This is a genomic window from uncultured Veillonella sp., from assembly GCF_963543145.1.
In the GTDB taxonomy this organism is placed as follows: Bacteria; Bacillota; Negativicutes; order Veillonellales; family Veillonellaceae; genus Veillonella.
Window position 1 is genome coordinate 99,857 of the sequence record NZ_CAUTZP010000003.1, and the last position, 21,367, is coordinate 121,223.

Sequence of the window (21,367 nt, forward strand, 5' to 3'; positions counted from 1 at the left end):
GTATTAAGGGGACATTTATGGGGAGTATTTTAAATAATATAAGGCTCTTGTTGTTTTGGCCTATATATAGAAAGAGCATATGGTTATTTGTTGTTTTATGGGGAATAACCATATGGATTACATTTTGTCATCCTACGTATTTCTCATTTTCAGGAGTTTACTATCTTACTTTATTAGTAGCAACGATTGTTTTGATTGTTGAAAAGGCTAGAATAGTAATTACCAAGAAAGCTATCCGTAAGAATTTTTTACTGTACTTTTATGTGATTTTTAGCTTATTTATGATTCCTATATTAACAGTAAATTTACTAGGGGCTATCTCTGGGGTCGAGGATTATAATACTAAACATTGGCAGAATGCTTGGCCTACATCTAAGGCAGGCTATGTTCCTGCTGAGTTGCAAGTGCCCGATAGACTTCCTTTAGATGTACAAGTTGTTTCATCTGTAATTAGTGTAAATGGATGGGAGTCTTATAGGTGTTTAGTTTTAGATGGTAATAAGTCTACAATTTTAGGCTATGAAAAAATTGTTAAATCCCATGGGTGGTATTCTTTTAGAAATGGTAAAGCTAAGGGGGTAACATTAGCGGTTCTTAATGATTTTCCTCAGCCAAATAATCACTTTATGTTGTTTTATGCAATTGGAAACTATTCTATTAACCGTATTCAACCTAAAAATTGGAAATGGTTCCCTTGGTTTCTTACGGGCACACAAAGTATAGGGAGTGATGCTAATCAAGATTATTATTATAGAGAGGAACAGTTAGGAGACGGATATACTGTATACGTTATCTATAATAATTTTGATCAAGATCAGCCTAGGAGAATTTATTTTATGTTTAGTCCAGATCGAACTCGAATGGTCATGGTAGATATAGATGTTGTTCATTAAAAACAATATGTAAAGTTATTCTAATTAGGTTATTCTAATTAAAATATAGGTGTGGTTTCCTTATATTGATTTATTATATTTATCTATATATCAAATTATTTTGGTTTGACAGTTCTAAAACATATCTTTATAATATGATTTAAAGAGACTAGGATGTATCTAGAATCCCAGCCCTAGGGTTGGGATTTCTTTTTTTGTCTCAAGTAGTTTAATTTTTAGAGAGGTGTTTTTATGGCAGATCAAAATAACAAACACGTAGATGCCTTAGCGCAAGAGATTACTTTACAAAGCCGTGGACAAGGTAAATTACGGCAGTTCATTTTATGGATGGGTGCACTTATCATCGGTGCTATTTTAGGATGGCAACATATTCCAGCCTTAAATGAGCTTTTTAACTTTATTGCAGCTGTGTTTACGCGATTATTCCAATTTATTGCCATTCCAACTGTATCATTAGCAGTAATTACTACTTTATCTATGCTAGGTGCTAAAAAAGATACAGGCCGTATCTTTGGTCATGCTGTAGTATATACATTGCTTACAACAATTTGTGCAGCAGCCGTGGGCCTTGGCTTATTCCTATGGATTGCACCAGGTAACTTACCACTTGATGTAATTGGGGCTGGTGCAGCGCAAGTACCTGAAAAACTAGGTCATGTAACATATTACGATCACTTCTTATCCGTTATTCCTAACAATATTTTGAAACCATATTTGGAAGGTAACGTATTGTCTGTTATGTTTATCTCTGCTTCCGTTGGTTTAGCTTTTGCGTTTATGCCTCGTACAGAAGGTCGTGAAGCAGTATTGAAAGTATTGTTCGGTTTACAAGAATTACTATTTACATTGATTAAAGCATTACTTTATGTATTACCAATCGGTATCCTTGCCTTCGCAGGTCAATTATCTGCTCAAATTGAAGCAGGCGTAATCGTTGGTGCTTTAGGTAAATATACTGCTGTTGTTATCGGTGGTAACTTAATTCAATTCTTTATTGTAATTCCATTATTCTTGTTGTTCCGTGGTTTGAACCCTGTGGACGTATTCCGTAAAATGTCCCCAGCTGTAGCTGTTGCGTTGTTCACTAAATCTTCTGCCGCTACATTGCCTGTAACATTGGCATCTGCTGAAGATAATTTGAAAGCTCATCCTGCAGTAGCACGTTTTGTATTGCCAATTTGTACAACAATCAATATGAATGGTTGTGCTGCTTTCATCCTTGTAACGTCCTTGTTTGTAATGCAAAATGCAGGTATTGAATTAACTATGGGCACAATGATTGCTTGGTTATTTATTGCAGTTCTTGCTGCGATTGGCAATGCAGGCGTTCCAATGGGTTGCTACTTCTTAACATTGTCCTTGATGAGCTCTATCGGTGCACCAATCGGCTTGCTCGGTATTATTTTGCCAATCTATACAATTATCGACATGATTGAAACAGCTGAAAACGTATGGTCTGATGCCTCCGTATGTGCTATGGTCGATCATGACCTTCAAGGTAAATTGGACGACTCCAGTGGCGACGATATGCCTCAATTCCAAGGTGCATAATTTCACTGGTTCAAGACAATTAACAAGAGCTATATCTATATCCTAATATAGCTCAAATAAAAGGTTATCCTCTATATGGGGATAACCTTTTTTTGATGACTCTACAAGTATTAAAAGGTACAATACTTGTAGAGGTTGAAATTGATTATAGTGGTTGTAATAAAGCTAAGGAGTTGTATTGTGAAGCGGATATGTTCATGCCTTGCTGTAGTATTAATGTTAAGTACTGTGCTTTTACCAGTATATGCAAAAGATTTAGTTACTCATAGTGGTACATCTGGTGGCGATAAAGAGAACTGTATTAGTAATGAAGAAACTAATAATGAAATTGAAGCTGATTTACAAAGACATTTGGAAAGAATGAAGTCCGAGGATATAGCTAAGGGATATTTACGTGATGCAGAAACGTATGCTCAAGAGCTAAGTTTGATTCGGGGAAGATTATATCATTCAACGGATAAGTTGATTCATGATGAGAAAAAGACTACTCTCTTATCGTATCCGGTGGGAAGTAAGGTTTATTGTAAGCAGAGTTTAAATGATATAGATACATATACCGATGCAATTACTCGTAAGGGCATAACATTCCGGGTGCCCAAAGGCGCAGAGTTGAAGGTATTCTATATTTTTGAGAATAAATTTTATCTACAGTATGAGTTAGGAGACATCGAGTATTCTGTTGAGATTACACCTTTAGATGTAGATCATCCTGATATTAAAGACATAGATAACAAAGTGCTTGTAGATAAAGAGTATAATTTTTACCACTCATTACAAGTATATTGGCGCATTTGGGGAGTAATCGATGAATCACAAAATCCGACTTATTCGGCTGTATGGAATAATGGCTTACCTGGAATATTAGTGGATTCGTACTATCCAGATAAGAAATCTAATTTATTATTTGCTGCATATGATGGACGGTATGCTGTATTTAATCAGCTTACATATAATCCAAGTACGAGTCCACTCACTCATAAGGAGCTAAGAAATATGATTGAATATTTTATTTCTAATAACAATCCAGAGTATAAGGCTAAAAAGCATCGATTATTTCCTGATGAGAGAATAATTCGTATATATGAGTACTAGTACAAATCTCACATTACTAGATATATAATTTATGTTATACTTTCATATAGAATAATATCGAATTAATAGAAGGCTAGTTGTCATATTGAATGCGGACTAGAGATTAGAATGAAAGATAAATCAGTACTACCAATCGAGGAACAATTAAATAGATTTCTTCAACCGAAATGTCTAATTCCTGGAGGCCTAGGCTTGTGGGAAGTATATTTCCGCAAGATTTGTACGGCGTGGGGCGAAATCAATGGTGAAATTCGACCACAGCATATCATCTTCTCTGCCGATAATGGTTGTAATATGGAAGGTTATGTAGGCTATAACTACGAGGTAACGCAAAAGCAGTCTCGCAATATGTTGTTAGGTCTCTCATCAGCCACACAGTTTTGTAACTTTAACAATATTCCTTATGAGGTCGTCGATGTAGGTATTGCTTCGGATGATGGTATTGGCGTAGATCGTAAAGTAGCGAAAGGGACAAAGAATATATTAAATCACCCTGCTATGACTGAGGATGAGTTTAATAAAGCCTTTCAAGCGGGCTATGAACGGGTACAGCATTATGTTAAGGAAGGGATAAATCTATTGTCCTTTGGTGAAATGGGGCTGGGGAATACAACGACCTCCGCCTGTGTGTTGTCTGCCTTGACTGGAGCTGCTCCAACTGAAACGGTAGGACCAGGTTCTTGGCCTAATAAACCTGATTTGATGAAGCGTAAAATTGATTTTGTCTGTTCTGTATTGGAGAAACATAAGGATAGTATTATTGCTGAAAGTGAGCATGACCGTGTTCGCAAAATTGTAGCTCATGTAGGCGGCTTTGATATTGTGGCTATTCTTGGGGCCATGCTGGCTTGCGTAGATTTTAAGACGCCCTTTGTCATTGATGGCTTCATTACAGCTGTAGCTTCAGCTTGTGCAGTACACATGAATGCTCGTGTTAAAGATTATGCATTGCCATCTCATCATTCTCGAGAAAAAGGTACAGAGCTTGCATTAGCTGAGGTAGGTATTACTCAAGATATGGTTCCAATTCAGGCTCAAATGTCTATGGGAGAAGGTACAGGAGCCATCTTGATGGTTCAAATGCTCAAAACTACACAGCATATGTTTGTACATGTAGGGACCTTTGCAGATTTGATGAAATTATAAGGGGGAAGAATGGAAATAAATAAATACTTTGATATACACTTTGAACGAGCTGATGATGCAACCATTGCTAAACGATTAATAGGCGGGGCTAAGATTAAGGGTCCTGCTTTGGTTATCCTGATCCTCTCCATGTTTATTGCCTCTATTGGGTTGAATATGAATAGTACATCCGTTATTATTGGTGCTATGCTTATATCGCCGTTGATGGGACCAATTCTAGCAACTGGTTTTGGCTTTGCTACACTTAATTCTACAGTTGTGAAAAGTGCTATTTTAAGATTGTCCTTACAGATTACGATTGCTGTTTTGGCATCTGCTTTATATTTTTATATTTCCCCCGTTCATACGGTTACATCTGAACTATTAGCGCGTACAGAACCAAGTATTTTTGATGTATTCATTGCTATATTTGGTGGGTTAGCTGGAATTATTGGGCAAACGCGTAAGACTTTAGATAATGTTATACCAGGGGTTGCGATTGCGACTGCACTTATGCCGCCACTATGTACGGCAGGATATGGACTTGCTAATGGAAATTGGAACTATTTCTTTGGGGCTGGCTATCTATTCTTTATAAATGCATTTTTCATCTTCTTTGCATCCTTTGTTGTTTTAAAGGGTGTATATGGGTTGCCATCCCATAAGCGAGCAGAAAAGATTAATCGTCGTAATCAGCTAATATTTTTTGTGATTGGTCTTATTATGGCTATACCAAGTATTTATGCAGGCTATGATATGACCATCAAGTATTCTGAGTCAAATCATTTAGAGCAGTTTGTTAAGAATGATATTAATCAAGATGGACGTCGACAAGTGATTGATTATTCATTGGATCGAGTGAATAAGCTAGTAGACATAGTAGTTATTGGAGCTCCGGTGACTGCAGAGGAACAATCCCAGTTGAATGACAAGTTACGGAAAGATGAGTACTTGCAGCCTTATACATTACGATTTGTTAATAGCGTAGATGAGAAAAAATCCACTATGGATAAGACAAGTTTGAATAAATCTTCAGAGAACCTTGAAACATATAAAAACTTGAGTAATCTGTACCAGCCGACTTATCAACTAGTAAGTGAAACGATAAATACTATGAAAACGACAGAGGCTGAAGCAAAGGCGTTGTTCCCGTTTGTAAGCAAAGTGGAAGGCATGCCTTTTATAGATAACTTAGAACAGCCTAAAGTGAGTCGCTATATGGTAATTATCCATACCACATCCACTGTATCTGATGCAGATTCGGAACGAATAAAAGCTTGGTTAGAGGCTAAATTATCAGCACCTGTAACTATTTCTATCGAGCAAGCAATCTCAACTTTATAATTGAGCTATTACAGTTTGATTAGGTTGCTCACTATATAGTGTGGCAGGTATAACGGTACTAAATATGATTTAAACTATTAGGTATATTATCTAGTAGCATCGGGAATCATATTTTAGTACCGTTTTTATTTGCTTGATATAGGTAAACATCATTTGTCCTTGCTATAAATTAAAGTTATAGAGATTGATATATATAATCTATTATACAAGTAGGAATTAAATTGCTATACTTACAACATCGAAATTATTAAATGTAGATACAAGATAAGAAAAATAGATTTATTACATTATCTACGAATGTTGTATACGTATGAGTCCTCGTCAGAGATGTAGGTTTTCATCGTAGATAGGAGGATTACATGAAAAAATGGTTAGCATTAGCAGCGACGGCCGTACTAGGTGCGTCCTTATTGATTAGTGGTTGTGGCTCTTCCACAAATAACGCGAGCTCTAGTGGCTCCAAAGAGGTATTAAAGGTAGCAGCAAATCCTGTACCTCATGCTGAAATCTTGAATCAAATTAAGCCTTTGTTAGCTAAAGAAGGTATAGATCTTCAAGTTATTGAATTTACAGACTACATCCAACCAAACATGGCGTTGTCCAGTAAAGAAGTAGATGCAAACTTCTTTGCTAACGTACCTTACCAAAATAACTTCAATAAAGATCATGGTACAAACTTCGTAAGCTTCGCACCAGTTCACATTGAACCATTGGCTATCTATTCTCAAAAAATTAAAGATTTGAAAGACTTGCCAAATGGTGCGAAAGTAGCAATTCCATCTGACCCAACAAATAGTGCTCGTGCACTTCTCTTGTTGCAAAGTGCCGGCCTTGTAACTTTGAAAGATCCAACTGGTTTGACTAATACACCATCTGATGTGACTAGCAACCCTAAAAATATTCAAATTACTGAGTTAGAAGCAGCTCAAATTCCTCGTTCTATCCAAGACTTAGACGCAGCTGTAATCAATGCTAACTATGCATTGCCAGCCGGCCTTAATCCTACAAAAGATGGCTTATTCGTAGAGAAAGCTGACTCTCCATATGCAAATCTTCTTTCCGTAAATCCTGGTGATGAAAACAAACCAGCTATCCAAAAATTAGCTAAAGCATTACAATCTCCAGAAGTTAAGAAATTCATTGAAGAACACTATAAAGGTGCGATTATCCCAGCATTCTAATTGACTGAATTGTTTATAATATAGTGTATTTCACAAAACATCTCCTCAGATTAACTCTCTAATACAAACAAGGCGTAACACCAAATGGTGTTACGCCTTTTGGTTATTTTACCTGTTGCGTAGAAATTGATTTATACATTGTTAAAGGGCTCTATTTTCAATATAGAGCCCTTTAGCTTTGCTAGTTATTGTTTAGTTTTGGTCTATGCATCAATAGGTTTAGCATATTTTTTTCTGTACGAATGAGGTGTTTCCGTAGTGGCCATTTTAAAAATCTTGCAGAAGTAACTCGTTCTATTATATCCCAAGGTTTTACTGATTTGATTAACTGTTAATTGGGAATAAACCAACAATTTTTTTGCTTCCTGCATACGGAGTAGAGTTATATATTGCACTACTGAAAGGCCTGTATCATCCTTAAAAATCTTAGAGAAATAGGACTCGCTTAAATGAATATGTTCCGAAATCCGCCTGAGCGACACTCGTTTGCTCAGGTTTTTTTCTATGTATAATATGGCTTTTCTGATTTCAGGACGATTAATAGGCTGCTCAGACTCGACAAAGTCTGGTAATTGCTCATATGGTAGTTCTTCTGCTACTGAATCATTGAATGGGAAGAAATGCTCTACTAAGATCCGTAACACCTTTGTAGCACTATAAATTTGTTCAGCTGTTAAAACAGGCAAGGTCCGATATAAAGCACGGAGTTTAGTGTCATCATGCCAATCTGTTTGGGTGGGTAAAATCGGCTTGATTGTAGTATCCTCTGTTTTAGTTTGCCCTGCCATGATAAAGCCTAAAATAGCTCCCTCTTTCATAACGGGAACAGAGAAATCTATGAGTCCCATGTGACAGCGATATGGGCAAGAAGATAGTTCTTTTGTCGCATCGAGTCCGCCATATAAATCACATTGATTACATCGCTTGGCATAAGCTGGATTACGCCTTACTACCTTACAGAAGGGGGAAAAGTTATATTCTTGAGATAACACTTTTCCACGATTATTGACAAAAATGGCAGCAATTTTTGTTATGTTTGTGAAATCTCGCATGATTTCGTTGATAAGTTTAGTATCTTCCCGAGTACAAATCATAGTGGAACCTCCAATCACAAATGTGCTGAGAGGTCTAGTAAGCTCACCGCTATAATCGCCTTAATTGCTCTCTATTTTGTGGGCTTGCTCATAAACCTAAGAAAAGAAAAAAGTGATATACCACTTGAAATTCATATACTTATAACTCTGCGTTATTACTAATACATATTCGCCTTTACATGTATAAGTATAACAGGATTGTGGCATTTTTGTAATAGAAAAATCGCATTTTACGAATACACATAAAAAAGTTATATTACAGAATTTTTATAATAAAGGTAGAAAAAACCTTATATTACATATATTTAGAAAGGATTGAGCCCAATGGATAGTGATTGAATAGCGAGGCATGCTCTATAAAATTATATGGTGTACAGGGAATATCGCTGTATATATATGAAAAATAAATGAAACGATAAAAAGCGATATAAGGCGACTTAAAACAATATTAAGAGATATAGCATAACATACAGCAACATACATTCCTGTACAAAGATACTTTCATTATACGTATGGAGGGTATTATGGCGACAACATGTGGATTAACTGAATTTGTAGGGACTAGCAAAACTGGTGATACTATAGGTCTCGTAATTGCTAACGTAGATCAACAAGTATTAGATGCGATGAAACTAAAGAAAAAATATCGTTCCATCGGTATTTTAGGTGCTCGTACTGGTGCAGGCCCACACATTATGGCTGCTGATGAAGCAGTAAAAGCAACTAATACTGAAATTGTTAGCATTGAATTACCTCGTGATACTAAAGGTGGCGCAGGCCATGGGTCGTTAATCATTTTTGGTGGTGATGATGTATCCGATGTAAAACGAGCTATTGAAGTAGCATTAGCTGAAGTGGAACGTACTTTTGGCGATGTATACGCAAACGATGCTGGTCATATTGAACTTCAATATACAGCACGCGCTAGTCATGCAGTAAATGCAGCATTTGGCGCTCCCGAAGGTAAAGCTTTTGGTCTTATCGTAGGTGCTCCAGCAGCTATTGGCGTAGTTATGGCCGATGTAGCTGTCAAATCTGCAAACGTTGATGTAATCGGTTATGCATCTCCTTCTGCAGGTACAAGTAATTCTAACGAAGTAATTTTACAGATTTCTGGCGATTCTGGGGCTGTACGACAAGCGGTTATCTCTGCTCGTGAAGTAGGTAAACAATTGCTCGGTACTATGGGTGACGAACCAGTGAACGGAGCCCCTTCCTATATCTAATCTGAAAGGATGGTATGCCCTATGAAATCAAAACGTTTCGAAGTCTTAAGTCAACGTCCTGTTAATCAGGATGGTTATGTAAAGGAATGGGTAGAGGAAGGTTTTATAGCCATGGAATCTCCTCAAGATCCAAAGCCTAGCCTCAAAATCGAAGGCGGTCGCATCGTTGAACTCGATGGTAAACGCCGTGAAGATTTTGATCTTATCGATACATTTATTGCGAACTACGGTATCGTTCTCGATGGTGCTCAACAAGCGATGGCAATGGACTCAAAAGAGATTGCTAATATGATGCTTACACCATCAGTGCCTCGTGAAGAAATCGTTAAGATTTGTAAATCTATTACCCCAGCGAAAATGCTGGAAGTTGTTTCTTGCATGAACGTTGTTGAAATGATGCAATGTATGCAAAAAATGCGTGCTCGTCGTACAATGGCTAACCAAGCCCATGTAACGAACGTAAACGACAACCCAGTACAAATCGCAGCGGATGCTGCAGAAGGTGCGCTTCGTGGGTTCGCAGAAGAAGAAACAACAGTTGCAGTTGCTCGTTATGCACCACTTAATGCAATCAGTTTACTTGTAGGTTCTCAATGTGGTCGACCAGGCGTATTGACTCAATGCTCCTTGGAAGAAGCAACCGAATTGGAACTTGGTATGCGTGGCTTCACAGCCTATGCAGAAACAATTTCTGTATATGGTACAGAAGACGTATTTACTGATGGTGATGACACACCTTGGTCTAAAGGATTCCTCGCATCTGCTTATGCATCTCGTGGTCTAAAAATGCGCTTTACTTCTGGTACAGGTTCTGAAGTACAAATGGGCCAAGCAGAAGGTAAATCTATGTTGTACCTTGAAATCCGTTGCCTATACATCACAAAAGGGGCTGGCGTACAAGGTATCCAAAATGGTTCTGTAAGCTGTATCGGTATTCCAGCAGCCGTACCTTCTGGTATCCGTGCTGTATTAGCAGAAAACCTTGTAGCAGCTATGCTCGACCTAGAATGTGCATCTAGTAATGACCAAACATTCAGCCACTCCGACTTGCGTAGAACAGCTCGTACATTGATGCAATTTGCACCAGGTACTGACTTCATCTGCTCTGGTTATAGTTCTACACCAAACTATGATAACATGTTTGCTGGCTCCAACTGGGATGCTGAGGACTTTGATGACTGGACAGTTATCCAACGTGACCTCAAGGTAAATGGCGGTCTTATCCCTGCTCGCGAAGAAGAAGTAGTAGCGGTTCGTAATAAAGCAGCTCGTGCACTACAAGCTTTGTTCAAAGCTTTAGGTTTGCCTCCGATTACAGATCAAGAGGTAGAGGCTGCTACCTATGCGAATGGCTCTAAAGACATGCCTCCTCGCGATAAGGTTGCAGATATTAAAGCGGCTCAAGACTTGTTAAACCGCGGTGTTACAGGCGTTGACTTCGTAAAAGGCTTAGCTAAAGAAGGTCATACTGATGTAGCACAAAGTATTTTGAATCTATTAAAACAAAAAATCTCCGGCGATTACTTACAAACATCGGCCATCTTTGACCGTGATTTCAATGTTATCTCCGCGATTAACAATAGAAATGACTATCAAGGTGCTGGCACAGGTTATCGTGTGGAAGGTGAAGATTGGGAACGCATTAAAAATATTCCAAACGCCATTGATCCACGGGATATATAAGGAGGTGTCATGATGGCTGAAATTAACAAAGATGTATTACGTTCTATTATCCTAGACGTTTTACAAGAAATGGGTGGTGTTCATGAGGCACCACAATTCAAGGCTAGTGTTGGTGAAAGCACAACATCAAGTGCGGCTCCTAGACATGAAGATCCAACTGGTGACGATAGCTGGCTCCAAACTGGTGGCCCTGCACAACCTGGTACAAGCGCAGATGAAGTAGTTATTGCTGTTGGTCCTGCCTTTGGCCGTAGTCAACGACAAACTATCGTTGGTGTACCGCATCAAGAAGTAATTCGCCAATTAGTAGCTGGTATCGAAGAAGAAGGTTTAAAAGCTCGTGTGATTCGCGTATACCGTTCCTCTGACGTAGCGGCCGTAGCTGTTGAAGGCGATTCTATTTCTGGATCTGGTGTATGTATCGGTATTCAATCTAAAGGTACTACTTTAATTCACCAACGCGATTTACAACCACTTTCAAATTTGGAATTATTCCCTCAAGCACCGCTATTAACAGCTGAAACATACCGTGCTATCGGTAAAAATGCTGCTAAATACGCTAAGGGCGAATCCCCAACACCAGTACCAACAATGAACGATCAAATGGCTCGACCAAAATACCAAGCATTATCTGCATTGCTTCATATCAAGGAAACTAAGCATGTAGTAAAAGGTAAGCCAGCTGATGAAGTTCGTGTCACTGTATAAGGAGGTTTACTATGGCTAACGAATTAGAAGCCTTAATTCGGCAGATTGTATCTGATATAGAAGGGGCAAAGGGAAATGCTACACAGTACTCTACGCCTCATACACCATCTACAACTAATACAGTAGATAGAGTGGTTACAATCGAAGATTATCCGATTGCTAAAAAACATCCAGAATGGATTGATCTTGGTCAAGGCCGTGACTTGAGCCATATTACGATGGATAACGTAATGGCAGGTCACATCACAATGGATGATTTGAAAATTTCTCCATCCATTTTGAAAGCCCAAGGTCAAATTGCTAAGGCTGGGGGCCGTGATCAAATTGAACTCAACTTCTCCCGCGCTGCAGAAATGACGAAAGTTAGCGATAAACGCTTACTTGAAATGTATAATGCACTTCGTCCATATCGTTCTTCTAAACAAGAGCTTTTGGATATTGCTAGCGAACTTGATGGTTTAGGGGCTCCGATTTGTGCAAACTTTGTACGAGAAGCTGCAGAAAACTACGAACGTCGTAAAAAGCTCAAAGGTGATAATTAATCTATAGGAGATGTCATTATGAAACGAATTGTTGGCATCGATATTGGAAACTCTACAACAGAAGCGGCTTTGGCCGAAATTCATAGCAATGGAGAGGTAAAGTTCTTATCTTCTGCCATTGCTAGTACCACAGGTATTAAAGGAACACGCGAAAATATCGTAGGTCTCATGGATGCCCTCAAGTCGCTAATCAAGTCTGCTAATCTTACACTACGGGACATTGACTTAGTTCGCATTAATGAGGCTACACCAGTTATCGGTGATGTGGCTATGGAAACGATTACAGAAACCATAATTACAGAATCTACCATGATTGGTCATAATCCTAAAACACCAGGTGGCTTAGGTCTTGGTGTAGGCTATACGGTTCCTATAGAGGAACTGATTGATAAGCCACAAGGTCAGCCATACATTGTGGTAGTTCCAAAGATTATCGATTTTGAATTGGTAGCACAGCTTATTAATGCGTACTGTAAACGAGGTTATGATATTCGAGCTGCTATTCTTCAAGCCGATGACGGCGTGCTCGTCAACAACCGATTGGATCATAAAATTCCTATCGTAGATGAGGTTGCGTATATCGATAAAATCCCAATGGGCATGCTTTCTGCTGTGGAGGTTGTAGAACCGGGGCAAGTGGTTTCACAATTATCAAATCCTTATGGGATTGCCACTGTATTTGAGCTTTCACCAGAGGAAACAAAGAATATTGTGCCTATCGCTAGAGCTCTTATCGGAAATCGCTCAGCTGTAGTCATCAAAACACCGGCAGGGGACGTTAAGGAGCGGGTAATACCGGCAGGATCCATCATTGTTATGGGGAATGACCGAACTGTATCCGTTGATGTATCTGCTGGGGCAGAGAGGATTATGGAAACTCTCGAATCTGTTCATCCTATCGATGATATTAGTGGTGAAGCAGGTACGAACGTAGGAGGCATGCTTGAAAAGGTTCGCCTTACAATGGCTCAATTGACGAATAAATCACCTCAAGATGTATTCATCCAAGACTTGCTAGCCGTAGATGTGTCTGTTCCTATCAATGTAAAGGGCGGCCTTGCAGGTGAGTTCTCTATGGAACAAGCCGTAGGTATTGCCTCAATGGTTAAGTCAGATCATTTACAAATGGAAATCATTGCAAAGCAGGTAGAAAAAGAGTTAGGCGTACCAGTTGAAATCGGTGGTGAAGAGGCTGAATCAGCTATCTTAGGGGCTTTGACTACACCGGGGACAGCAAAACCAATGGCCATACTCGATCTAGGGGCAGGATCAACTGATGCATCCATCATTAACCAAGAAGGAAAAATTAAAGCCATTCATCTTGCAGGGGCAGGAAATATGGTAACTATGCTCATCAATTCTGAACTTGGTTTAGAGGATATGCATATTGCAGAAGCCATCAAACGAGACCCATTGGCTCAAGTACTCAGTGTATATCACATTCGTCACGAAGATGGAACGGTGCAGTTCTTTAATGAACCACTTTCGGCAGCATTGTTTGGACGCGTTGTTATCGTAACGCCAGATGGGCTCGTTCCTGTAGAGCGAGATATCCCTCTAGAAACGATTAAGCGTGTCCGTCAAACCGCCAAGAAACGGGTATTTGTTACAAATTCACTCCGCGCTTTGGCATCTGTGAGTCCTACTCATAATGTGCGAGATATACCATTTGTAGTTATCGTAGGTGGTTCTGCATTAGACTTTGAAATTCCTCAACTCGTAACCGATGCACTTTCACAATATGCATTAGTAGCAGGGCGAGGCAATATTCGAGGCGTTGAAGGGGCACGAAATGCGGTAGCAACAGGATTGGTATTATCTTATGCACAGAAGGGAGGCCTATGATGGATCAAAGTATCGTCAGTAAGCCAACCATATTGCTCTATGCCACACAGCATATCAGTGCGGATATACTAAAACCCGTTCTATATGGCATTGAAGAGGAAGGTCTACCTGTTGTCATTGAGTTCCATAGTGGTACGCATACGACATTGGCTGACCTAGCATCTCGTAATTCGGCTTTATCTGTTGGGATAGGCGTTGATGATGAGGCGATTGTGTTAACCTATAAAAATATACCGGCTCATCAATTTATTTATCGACTTACGGGCTATGCTCAATATCCAGATAGCTTACGCACCTTAGGTGTCAATGCAGCCCGCCTTGTAAAAGGTAATCCTTTCGTTTCTGATGAACGATTGGAAGTAGCGTTTTAAATCTAACTAGCTTTAGAGGTGGTGCATATGGCTATTTATACGAAAACCGGTGATACAGGTACAACAGCCCTCTTTGATGGCACTAGAGTACCAAAAAATTCACTTCGTGTGGACACATATGGAACCTTTGATGAATTAAATGCACAGGTTAGTGTATGTGAGAAATTAGTCGTCTCACCAGACAATAAACATGTGCTTCACACATTACAACATCAGCTATTCCGCTTATGTGCGGAGGTAGCAACGCCTCATGTGGAAAATCTTAGTGAAAGTAGTAATTTAATTTCACAACAAGATATAAGCGAATTGGAACACATGATTGATGACTATACAAAGCGATTGCCACAGCAACATAGCTTTATATTAAGCGGAAATTATCTATCTGCTGCAGAGCTACACGTGGCGCGCACCATTTGTCGTCGCGGTGAACGATTGCTTATAAGCTTAGGTTCTGTAGAACCTATTCGCGATGAGGTTCGTAAATTTATTAATCGACTATCTGATGCTCTATATATCATGGCTCGCATGGAAGACTATGTACAATTTGTAGAAACAATTGTAGAACGCGTTTCAGAACGTGTAACAACTAGTCGCAAGGAAATACTGACAGGAAGCAAACAATGCGTAGGTAATATAGAGCAGACTGCTGAAAATGGAGTTAATGATATGACAACTGGATCAGAGTTAGAGCATATTATGACGAAGCTTTCACAAGCGGCAATGGACTACGCTCAGTCCACAGGAGTACCTATCGTTGTATCTATAGTAGATGCAAACGGTGTATTAATGTATTTCCAACGTATGTCAGATGCATTGCTCATCAGTAACGACATCGCACAGGCAAAGGCGTACACCGCAGTGGCGCTTAAATCAGCAACTCATGAAATACATCTAAGCGCACAGCCTGATGGCGATCTATTCAACATAGAATCCATGGTAAACCGTAAAATTTGCACCTTTGGTGGAGGCTATCCAATCATCATGAATGGAAAGATGATTGGTGGACTCGGCATTAGCGGTGGTACCGTGGCACAGGATATGGACATTGCATCTCATGCATTACAATCTCTGTTAACTCAATGAGGTGAAAACAATGGACGTAACGCAAATGTATATTAGTGAGTTTGTTGGTACTGCCGTTTTAATTGCATTTGGTAATACTACCAATGCATCTATCTTGTTAAAGAAAACCATCGTTAGTATTTTTGGTACTAACTGGCTACACATTATCTTCGGATGGGCATTTGCCGTAGCCTTTGGTGTATATGTAGGGATTACACTTGGTGGCCCGGGTCATTTGAATCCAGCCGTTACTTTTGCCCTTGCCGTGGCAGGTATATTCCCTTGGGAACAAGTGATTCCAATGTCTATAGCTCAAATTGCAGGTGGTTTTACAGGTGCTGCTATTGCTGCATTGTTCTATTATCCACACTTTAAAGTAACCGGTCCTGACGAAGGAAACTGTGTAGGGATTTTTGCAACAGGTCCAGCAATCGATAATAAACCTTTCAATTTGATATCTGAAATTATAGCAACATTTATGTTTATGCTAGCGATTCTCTGCTTAGGCAAAATGGCCGATGGTTTGGCACCTATGGTCATCGGTATTTTGGTAGCATCCATTGGTATGTCCTTTGGTGCAACTACTGGATATGCGTTAAATCCAGCCCGTGACTTTGGTCCACGGTTAGCATACTTCTTATTACCAATTCCTAATAAGGGAACTGCGAATTGGCAATATGCATGGGTACCATTTATTGGACCATTGATTGGGGCAGGTTTAGCCGTATTATTCTTCCAATTAGTGGCACCTTAACTCTAGCTAGTATATAAGACAAAACGAATTATAGTTTGTCAGGATAGTTTAAAGAATGCATGTTGAATTAGGAGGAGATTATATGGCCTTTCAAGAGGTAATTGATGCAAAACAGCGCATCATACAAGAATTTGTACCCGGAAAGCAGGTTACGATAGCCCATGTTATTGCCAATCCTAAACCAGACCTATTTAGAAAAATGGGGCTCGAGGAAAAAGGTAGAAATGCCATTGGGATTCTTACCATAACACCTGGCGAAGGGACCATTATTGCAGCCGATATTGCAAGTAAATCTGGTGATATCGAAATCGGTTTCATCGATAGATTTTCGGGGGCACTTCTCATAACTGGCGATGTATCTGCTGTTGAATCTGCATTGCGCAGTGTAATTGAGGGACTGCAACGTATATTAGGCTTTTTCCCAACGGATTTAACAAGATCCTAATGAAAGGGTAATTATGAGTACCGAAAAGAAAGAAAAGCGTATCCTCCTAGTAGGACGTAGTGGTTGTGGTAAGACTACATTAGCAGATACGATTACGCATGGATCAGCTACGTATCATAAGACACAAGCCATAACGCGGGTGGGAAACTTCATCGATACCCCTGGGGAATATATGGAAAATCCTAATTACTATCGAGGCATTATCTTGCACGCCTATGATGCGGACTTAGTGATTTTTATGATTCCTGCAGGTGATGAAACAACCATATTTCCACCAAGCTTTGGGAACTCCCTCAATCGCGAAGTTATAGGCGTTGTGTCAAAGGTAGATACGGGCAAAGATGTTGAGGCACCTAGGCGCAATCTCAAACTAGCGGGAGCCACTAAGATTTTTGAAATATCAGTTCACGACGAAGAGTCGTTAAAACAATTATGTAACTACATATATAGTTAGTTGAAAGAAGGTTTTTCCATGGACAAAGTTTTTGAAGAACAACTTAATCAATTTATTTTAAATAAGGCGATCATTCCAAAAAGCTTGGGTCTATGGGAACGATATTTCAAGAAAATGTGTCTTGCTTGGCAGGATATGAAACCTGAGATTCATGCTCAGCATATTATCTTTTCGGCAGATAATGGTATTTCCGTAGATGGTCTAATTGGTTATAACTATGAGATTACTCGTAAACAGTCTCAAAATATGATTGATGGTAAAAGTGCAGTTGCTAATTACTGTATCTTTAACCATATCCCTTACGAAGTGGTAGATGTAGGCATTGCTTGTCCACAAGGTATTGGGGTGAATCGAAAGGTTGCTCAAGGCACAAAGAATATATTAGACGGTGCTGCTATGAGCGCTGAAGAATTTGACCTAGCGTACCAAGCGGGATATAACCGCGTTGTCTACTACGCAGAATCGGGTATCAATCTATTTTCCTTTGGTGAAATGGGTGTTGGTAATACCACAACTTCAGCAGCTGTCTTGAGTGGTCTTACAAAACTAGACCCACGGATAACCGTAGGTCCTGGATCTGGTCCTGATGAAGAGGCGTACATGAATCAAAAACGAGAATTTGTACGTACTGCACTATCTCATCATAAGGGGCACTTAAATAGTCCAAAAGAGGTAATCAGCCGTGTAGGTGGCTTTGATATAGCCGCTATTACAGGCGCTATGGTAGCTTGTACGGACTTACATATCCCATTTGTTATCGATGGTTATATAACAGCAGTTGCAATGGCTTGTGCTACTCAAATGAATGGAGACGCTCCATTATACGGTATTCCATCTCATTATTCTCGTGAGGTAGGGATGGCCGCAGCATTGGCTTATGCAAATATTCGTCTTGATGAAGTTCCAATCCATGGGCAAATGGCATTAGGTGAAGGGACTGGTGCAGTATTAATGGTACAACTGCTTAAAACAGCACACTTTGCCTTTATGAATATAGGCACTATGGTGGAACTATTAGAGAAATAAATTTGTAATCTTTGCTCTATGTTTTGTAAAAGGAGAGAAAATAGATGACACAAGAAGCATTAGGTATGGTGGAAACTAAGGGCCTAGTAGGCGCTATTGAAGCAGCTGATGCAATGCTTAAAGCCGCTAATGTAGAACTCGTAGGTAATGAAAAAATTGGCTCTGGTCTCGTTACTGTTATGGTTCGTGGTGATGTAGGTGCTGTAAAAGCTGCTGTAGACGCAGGTGCAGCCGCTGCAGAACGCGTAGGCATTGTTATCTCTACTCATGTAATTCCAAGACCACATAAAGATGTAGAAGGTATTTTACCAACAAAGGGTGAATAATTATGGCCGATACTAAAAGTATGGTAGATGAGATTTTAAAGCGCGTATTGATGCGTATCGATAGTGCTGATTTAAGCAAAACTACAGGCGCAACAGGTAATGCATCATGTGTTTCGTCACCTGTAAGTTCACCTACTACAAATCAACTACAAACTTCAATGATTACTGAACACGTAGGCAGTACTACAACAGGCGATACAATTGGCCTCGTAATTGCCAATGTAGACAGTCAAGTATTGGAAGCTATGAAGCTCACTAAGTCATATCGATCTATCGGTATCTTAGGTTCACGTACAGGTGCAGGGCCGCAAATCATGGCCGCTGATGAAGCTGTAAAAGCAACGAATACTGAGATTGTTAGCATTGAACTTGCCCGTGATATGAAAGGTGGTGCCGGTTCTGGTTCCCTTATCATATTTGGCGGCGATGATGTATCTGATGTAAGGCGTTCTGTAGAGGTAGCATTACGTGAATTAGAACGCACCTTCGGCGAAGTATATATGAACGAAGCTGGTCATGTGGAAGTTCAATATACAGCTCGTGCCGGGGAAGCATTAGTGACTGCCTTTGGAACACCAGAAGGTAAAGCCTTTGGGTTAATCGTTGGGGCCCCAGCAGCAATAGGTGTAGTTATGGCAGATACAGCAGTTAAATCAGCTAATGTAGATATGGTAGGTTACCACTCTCCATCAAGTTCCGCTATGAGTAATGAAGTTATTTTACAAATTAGTGGTGACTCTGGCGCTGTTAAACAAGCTGTAAAAGCAGCACGTGATGTGGGGTTAGCGTTACTAGAAACTATGGGAGAAGCCCCTAAGAATAAAGGTAATGCTTATATTATCTAATAAATGTTGTTTCAAAGAGACATTCATTATATATCATTACGTCGCGATAGATGGTACTTTCACAATGTGAATAGGAGGATTCATAATGGCAGAACTAAATGAACAAATGTTACGGGCTATCATTATGGACATAATGGATGAAGTAGGTATGCTCAAGGATGAACCTGTGCAGGAGAAACCGAAAGAAGAACCTAAAACAGAGATTCAAGAACCAGAGTTAAAAGATTTGATTCGTCAAATGTTAGTAGATATGCAACGTAACTAACGTCATAGGAATGCATGAATCCAACGTGCGAATCATCAAAGAAATAGACGTCGGGAGGTGGCATGGTGAAAGATTCACTAGGGTTACTAGAAGTAGCTGGTTTGTTGGGGGCTATCACCGCATCAGATGCAATGGTTAAAGCTGCAAATGTACGGCTCATTGGAATAGAAAAGGCGAAAGGCTTTGGATGGATGACCGTAAAGGTTGCTGGTGATATAGCTGCTGTTGAAGCAGCCGTTCAAACTGGTGTAGCTCTTACAAAAGGTATGAACCTTTATATAGCGCATAAAGTAATTCCTCGACCTGTAGAAGGCTTAGTAGAATCCTTTAATGATGATTTTACAGATAAGCCAGATAAGGTGGCTGATGATACACAGTTAACTGAGGCAAGCAATGGTATTCAAGAAACTGACAGCATTGTAGAAGATGAACCAGTCAAAGCTGAAGTTACAACTTCTAAAACAGAGAAACCCAAATTAGATGAAAAGGTTGTTGAGGTGTTAGATGAAATCGTATCTACGATCATAGAACCAAAAAGTTCTAAATCAACAGGTACGAAGAAACCAACACCAAAGAAAAACCCTAAGAAGAAATAAAGTAGTAAGCAATAAAGGAGATTATCATGAATAACGCATTAGGCATGGTAGAAACAAAAGGTTTAGTAGGCGCAATTGAAGCAGCTGACGCAATGGTAAAAGCAGCTAACGTTACATTAGAAGGTACTGAAAAAATCGGTTCCGGTCTTGTAACTGTAATGGTTCGTGGTGATGTAGGTGCTGTTAAAGCGGCTGTTGATGCAGGTTGTGCTGCAGCACAAAAAGTAGGTGAAGTAGTATCTACTCATGTAATTCCACGCCCTCATAGCGACGTAGAATTAATTTTGCCTAAGAAAGGATAATAGCTTATGGATCGGGAACAGATTCGTACTATCGTACGAGAAGTGATCGAAGCCATGTTCGAATCGTCCATTCCCGTAGGTGTGAGCAATAGACATGTTCATCTATGTCAGGAGGACTGGGATATATTATTCCCTAATCAGGCTATTACTAAAAAAAGTGACTTAAAACAAACTGGAGAGTTTGCTTCAGAGCAAACAGTTACTTTAGTGGGGCCTAAAGGGGTCATTCAAAATGTCCGCGTATTAGGTCCTCTTAGAAAACAGTCACAAGTAGAGGTATCTTTGACCGATGCTCGTACATTGGGTATAAAACCTCCTATTGTGCTATCTGGTCATTTAGAATCAGCCGTAGAGATTACTCTATGTACTGAAAACGGGGAGATTACGAAACCTATTTGTATCGCTGCAAAACGACATATTCATATGTCACCTGATGATGCAAAACGGCTTAATGTAAACGATGGCGATAGCGTAAATGTTGAACTTCAAACGCCAGAACGCACTACTGTATTTGGTGATGTCATCGTTCGGGCTGTACCTGGTTTTGTCCTAGAACTCCATATTGATACAGATGAGGCAAACGCTGCCAATGTACAAGGTACAGTGATGGCAAGAATTGTACAGTAAAGTAGGTGAT

The 21,367-nt window shown here is 39.6% G+C and carries 24 protein-coding genes; 23 read left to right on the forward strand and 1 reads right to left on the reverse strand.

Annotated features, from left to right (window positions below):
• Positions 1 to 17 precede the first annotated feature (17 nt).
• The 6 genes from RWZ05_RS02710 to RWZ05_RS02735 all read left to right on the forward strand — a co-directional run bounded on the left by RWZ05_RS02710 (position 18) and on the right by RWZ05_RS02735 (position 7,186).
• The gene (locus RWZ05_RS02710) at positions 18 to 893 is read left to right on the forward strand and encodes a hypothetical protein (RefSeq protein ID WP_314641878.1); all 876 of its coding nucleotides are present in this window, start codon (positions 18 to 20) and stop codon (positions 891 to 893) included.
• Positions 894 to 1,124: 231 nt separating this feature from the next.
• On the forward strand, positions 1,125 to 2,444 hold the full coding sequence (locus RWZ05_RS02715) for a dicarboxylate/amino acid:cation symporter (RefSeq protein WP_314641879.1): 1,320 nt from the start codon (positions 1,125 to 1,127) through the stop codon (positions 2,442 to 2,444).
• Between the two features lie 180 nt (positions 2,445 to 2,624).
• Positions 2,625 to 3,536, forward strand: coding sequence for a hypothetical protein (locus tag RWZ05_RS02720; RefSeq protein ID WP_314641881.1), 912 nt, complete (start codon positions 2,625 to 2,627; stop codon positions 3,534 to 3,536).
• 108 nt (positions 3,537 to 3,644) lie between these two features.
• Complete coding sequence (locus RWZ05_RS02725; protein WP_314641883.1) at positions 3,645 to 4,682, forward strand: nicotinate-nucleotide--dimethylbenzimidazole phosphoribosyltransferase; 1,038 nt, start codon at positions 3,645 to 3,647, stop codon at positions 4,680 to 4,682.
• Between the two features lie 9 nt (positions 4,683 to 4,691).
• Positions 4,692 to 6,005: a DUF389 domain-containing protein gene (locus RWZ05_RS02730; RefSeq protein ID WP_314641886.1), complete on the forward strand. Its 1,314-nt coding sequence runs from the start codon at positions 4,692 to 4,694 to the stop codon at positions 6,003 to 6,005.
• A 359-nt stretch (positions 6,006 to 6,364) separates the two neighbouring features.
• Complete coding sequence (locus RWZ05_RS02735) at positions 6,365 to 7,186, forward strand: MetQ/NlpA family ABC transporter substrate-binding protein (RefSeq protein ID WP_314641888.1); 822 nt, start codon at positions 6,365 to 6,367, stop codon at positions 7,184 to 7,186.
• 203 nt (positions 7,187 to 7,389) lie between these two features.
• Here RWZ05_RS02735 and RWZ05_RS02740 read toward each other — a convergent pair whose 3' ends face one another.
• The gene (locus RWZ05_RS02740) at positions 7,390 to 8,280 is read right to left on the reverse strand and encodes a PocR ligand-binding domain-containing protein (RefSeq protein WP_314641890.1); all 891 of its coding nucleotides are present in this window, start codon (positions 8,278 to 8,280) and stop codon (positions 7,390 to 7,392) included.
• A 524-nt stretch (positions 8,281 to 8,804) separates the two neighbouring features.
• Between RWZ05_RS02740 and pduB (RWZ05_RS02745) the strand changes: the two genes are divergently transcribed.
• The 17 genes from pduB (RWZ05_RS02745) to pduL all read left to right on the forward strand — a co-directional run bounded on the left by pduB (RWZ05_RS02745) (position 8,805) and on the right by pduL (position 21,357).
• Entirely contained in the window at positions 8,805 to 9,506 is a 702-nt protein-coding gene (pduB, locus tag RWZ05_RS02745; RefSeq protein WP_038124004.1) for a propanediol utilization microcompartment protein PduB, read from the forward strand.
• Positions 9,507 to 9,527: 21 nt separating this feature from the next.
• Positions 9,528 to 11,189, forward strand: coding sequence for a propanediol/glycerol family dehydratase large subunit (locus RWZ05_RS02750; protein ID WP_314641892.1), 1,662 nt, complete (start codon positions 9,528 to 9,530; stop codon positions 11,187 to 11,189).
• A 9-nt stretch (positions 11,190 to 11,198) separates the two neighbouring features.
• Positions 11,199 to 11,897 (forward strand): propanediol/glycerol family dehydratase medium subunit, encoded by a 699-nt coding sequence (locus RWZ05_RS02755; protein ID WP_024066321.1) that lies wholly within the window; start codon positions 11,199 to 11,201, stop codon positions 11,895 to 11,897.
• An 11-nt stretch (positions 11,898 to 11,908) separates the two neighbouring features.
• Entirely contained in the window at positions 11,909 to 12,439 is a 531-nt protein-coding gene (locus RWZ05_RS02760) for a diol dehydratase small subunit (protein WP_314641896.1), read from the forward strand.
• A gap of 18 nt (positions 12,440 to 12,457) precedes the next feature.
• Positions 12,458 to 14,284, forward strand: coding sequence for a diol dehydratase reactivase subunit alpha (locus RWZ05_RS02765; protein ID WP_314641899.1), 1,827 nt, complete (start codon positions 12,458 to 12,460; stop codon positions 14,282 to 14,284).
• Positions 14,281 to 14,655 (forward strand): glycerol dehydratase reactivase beta/small subunit family protein, encoded by a 375-nt coding sequence (locus tag RWZ05_RS02770; RefSeq protein ID WP_314641901.1) that lies wholly within the window; start codon positions 14,281 to 14,283, stop codon positions 14,653 to 14,655. Before RWZ05_RS02765 ends, RWZ05_RS02770 begins: the two co-directional genes overlap by 4 nt.
• 27 nt (positions 14,656 to 14,682) lie before the next feature.
• Positions 14,683 to 15,738: a cob(I)yrinic acid a,c-diamide adenosyltransferase gene (locus tag RWZ05_RS02775; protein WP_314641904.1), complete on the forward strand. Its 1,056-nt coding sequence runs from the start codon at positions 14,683 to 14,685 to the stop codon at positions 15,736 to 15,738.
• 10 nt (positions 15,739 to 15,748) lie between these two features.
• The gene (locus tag RWZ05_RS02780; protein ID WP_314641906.1) at positions 15,749 to 16,471 is read left to right on the forward strand and encodes an MIP/aquaporin family protein; all 723 of its coding nucleotides are present in this window, start codon (positions 15,749 to 15,751) and stop codon (positions 16,469 to 16,471) included.
• Positions 16,472 to 16,553: 82 nt separating this feature from the next.
• Positions 16,554 to 16,916 (forward strand): ethanolamine utilization microcompartment protein EutS, encoded by a 363-nt coding sequence (gene eutS, locus RWZ05_RS02785; RefSeq protein ID WP_038117203.1) that lies wholly within the window; start codon positions 16,554 to 16,556, stop codon positions 16,914 to 16,916.
• Between the two features lie 13 nt (positions 16,917 to 16,929).
• Complete coding sequence (locus tag RWZ05_RS02790; protein ID WP_005385286.1) at positions 16,930 to 17,370, forward strand: EutP/PduV family microcompartment system protein; 441 nt, start codon at positions 16,930 to 16,932, stop codon at positions 17,368 to 17,370.
• A gap of 18 nt (positions 17,371 to 17,388) precedes the next feature.
• Positions 17,389 to 18,396 carry a nicotinate-nucleotide--dimethylbenzimidazole phosphoribosyltransferase gene (locus tag RWZ05_RS02795; RefSeq protein ID WP_119206719.1) on the forward strand — a complete coding sequence of 336 codons (1,008 nt, stop codon included), beginning with the start codon at positions 17,389 to 17,391 and terminating at the stop codon, positions 18,394 to 18,396.
• Positions 18,397 to 18,440: 44 nt separating this feature from the next.
• The gene (gene pduA / locus RWZ05_RS02800) at positions 18,441 to 18,722 is read left to right on the forward strand and encodes a propanediol utilization microcompartment protein PduA (protein WP_005385289.1); all 282 of its coding nucleotides are present in this window, start codon (positions 18,441 to 18,443) and stop codon (positions 18,720 to 18,722) included.
• Between the two features lie 2 nt (positions 18,723 to 18,724).
• The gene (gene pduB, locus RWZ05_RS02805) at positions 18,725 to 19,567 is read left to right on the forward strand and encodes a propanediol utilization microcompartment protein PduB (protein WP_314641908.1); all 843 of its coding nucleotides are present in this window, start codon (positions 18,725 to 18,727) and stop codon (positions 19,565 to 19,567) included.
• Between the two features lie 85 nt (positions 19,568 to 19,652).
• Positions 19,653 to 19,832, forward strand: coding sequence for a hypothetical protein (locus RWZ05_RS02810; protein ID WP_314641909.1), 180 nt, complete (start codon positions 19,653 to 19,655; stop codon positions 19,830 to 19,832).
• 62 nt (positions 19,833 to 19,894) lie between these two features.
• Entirely contained in the window at positions 19,895 to 20,428 is a 534-nt protein-coding gene (locus RWZ05_RS02815) for a BMC domain-containing protein (protein ID WP_314641912.1), read from the forward strand.
• Positions 20,429 to 20,454: 26 nt separating this feature from the next.
• On the forward strand, positions 20,455 to 20,730 hold the full coding sequence (gene pduA / locus RWZ05_RS02820; RefSeq protein WP_005385294.1) for a propanediol utilization microcompartment protein PduA: 276 nt from the start codon (positions 20,455 to 20,457) through the stop codon (positions 20,728 to 20,730).
• Between the two features lie 6 nt (positions 20,731 to 20,736).
• On the forward strand, positions 20,737 to 21,357 hold the full coding sequence (gene pduL / locus RWZ05_RS02825) for a phosphate propanoyltransferase (RefSeq protein WP_314641913.1): 621 nt from the start codon (positions 20,737 to 20,739) through the stop codon (positions 21,355 to 21,357).
• The last annotated feature ends 10 nt before the right edge of the window (positions 21,358 to 21,367 follow it).

What these genes read in the sequence shown, in the direction of transcription:
- RWZ05_RS02710 (WP_314641878.1), top strand. Translation starts at nt 18, where the DNA reads ATGGGGAGTATTTTAAATAATATAAGGCTCTTGTTGTTTTGGCCTATA.
- RWZ05_RS02715 (WP_314641879.1), top strand. Translation starts at nt 1,125, where the DNA reads ATGGCAGATCAAAATAACAAACACGTAGATGCCTTAGCGCAAGAGATT.
- RWZ05_RS02725 (WP_314641883.1), top strand. Translation starts at nt 3,645, where the DNA reads ATGAAAGATAAATCAGTACTACCAATCGAGGAACAATTAAATAGATTT.
- RWZ05_RS02730 (WP_314641886.1), top strand. Translation starts at nt 4,692, where the DNA reads ATGGAAATAAATAAATACTTTGATATACACTTTGAACGAGCTGATGAT.
- RWZ05_RS02735 (WP_314641888.1), top strand. Translation starts at nt 6,365, where the DNA reads ATGAAAAAATGGTTAGCATTAGCAGCGACGGCCGTACTAGGTGCGTCC.
- RWZ05_RS02740 (WP_314641890.1), bottom strand. Translation starts at nt 8,280, where the DNA reads ATGATTTGTACTCGGGAAGATACTAAACTTATCAACGAAATCATGCGA.
- pduB (WP_038124004.1), top strand. Translation starts at nt 8,805, where the DNA reads ATGGCGACAACATGTGGATTAACTGAATTTGTAGGGACTAGCAAAACT.
- RWZ05_RS02750 (WP_314641892.1), top strand. Translation starts at nt 9,528, where the DNA reads ATGAAATCAAAACGTTTCGAAGTCTTAAGTCAACGTCCTGTTAATCAG.
- RWZ05_RS02755 (WP_024066321.1), top strand. Translation starts at nt 11,199, where the DNA reads ATGATGGCTGAAATTAACAAAGATGTATTACGTTCTATTATCCTAGAC.
- RWZ05_RS02760 (WP_314641896.1), top strand. Translation starts at nt 11,909, where the DNA reads ATGGCTAACGAATTAGAAGCCTTAATTCGGCAGATTGTATCTGATATA.
- RWZ05_RS02765 (WP_314641899.1), top strand. Translation starts at nt 12,458, where the DNA reads ATGAAACGAATTGTTGGCATCGATATTGGAAACTCTACAACAGAAGCG.
- RWZ05_RS02770 (WP_314641901.1), top strand. Translation starts at nt 14,281, where the DNA reads ATGATGGATCAAAGTATCGTCAGTAAGCCAACCATATTGCTCTATGCC.
- RWZ05_RS02775 (WP_314641904.1), top strand. Translation starts at nt 14,683, where the DNA reads ATGGCTATTTATACGAAAACCGGTGATACAGGTACAACAGCCCTCTTT.
- RWZ05_RS02780 (WP_314641906.1), top strand. Translation starts at nt 15,749, where the DNA reads ATGGACGTAACGCAAATGTATATTAGTGAGTTTGTTGGTACTGCCGTT.
- eutS (WP_038117203.1), top strand. Translation starts at nt 16,554, where the DNA reads ATGGCCTTTCAAGAGGTAATTGATGCAAAACAGCGCATCATACAAGAA.
- RWZ05_RS02790 (WP_005385286.1), top strand. Translation starts at nt 16,930, where the DNA reads ATGAGTACCGAAAAGAAAGAAAAGCGTATCCTCCTAGTAGGACGTAGT.
- RWZ05_RS02795 (WP_119206719.1), top strand. Translation starts at nt 17,389, where the DNA reads ATGGACAAAGTTTTTGAAGAACAACTTAATCAATTTATTTTAAATAAG.
- pduA (WP_005385289.1), top strand. Translation starts at nt 18,441, where the DNA reads ATGACACAAGAAGCATTAGGTATGGTGGAAACTAAGGGCCTAGTAGGC.
- pduB (WP_314641908.1), top strand. Translation starts at nt 18,725, where the DNA reads ATGGCCGATACTAAAAGTATGGTAGATGAGATTTTAAAGCGCGTATTG.
- RWZ05_RS02810 (WP_314641909.1), top strand. Translation starts at nt 19,653, where the DNA reads ATGGCAGAACTAAATGAACAAATGTTACGGGCTATCATTATGGACATA.
- RWZ05_RS02815 (WP_314641912.1), top strand. Translation starts at nt 19,895, where the DNA reads ATGGTGAAAGATTCACTAGGGTTACTAGAAGTAGCTGGTTTGTTGGGG.
- pduA (WP_005385294.1), top strand. Translation starts at nt 20,455, where the DNA reads ATGAATAACGCATTAGGCATGGTAGAAACAAAAGGTTTAGTAGGCGCA.
- pduL (WP_314641913.1), top strand. Translation starts at nt 20,737, where the DNA reads ATGGATCGGGAACAGATTCGTACTATCGTACGAGAAGTGATCGAAGCC.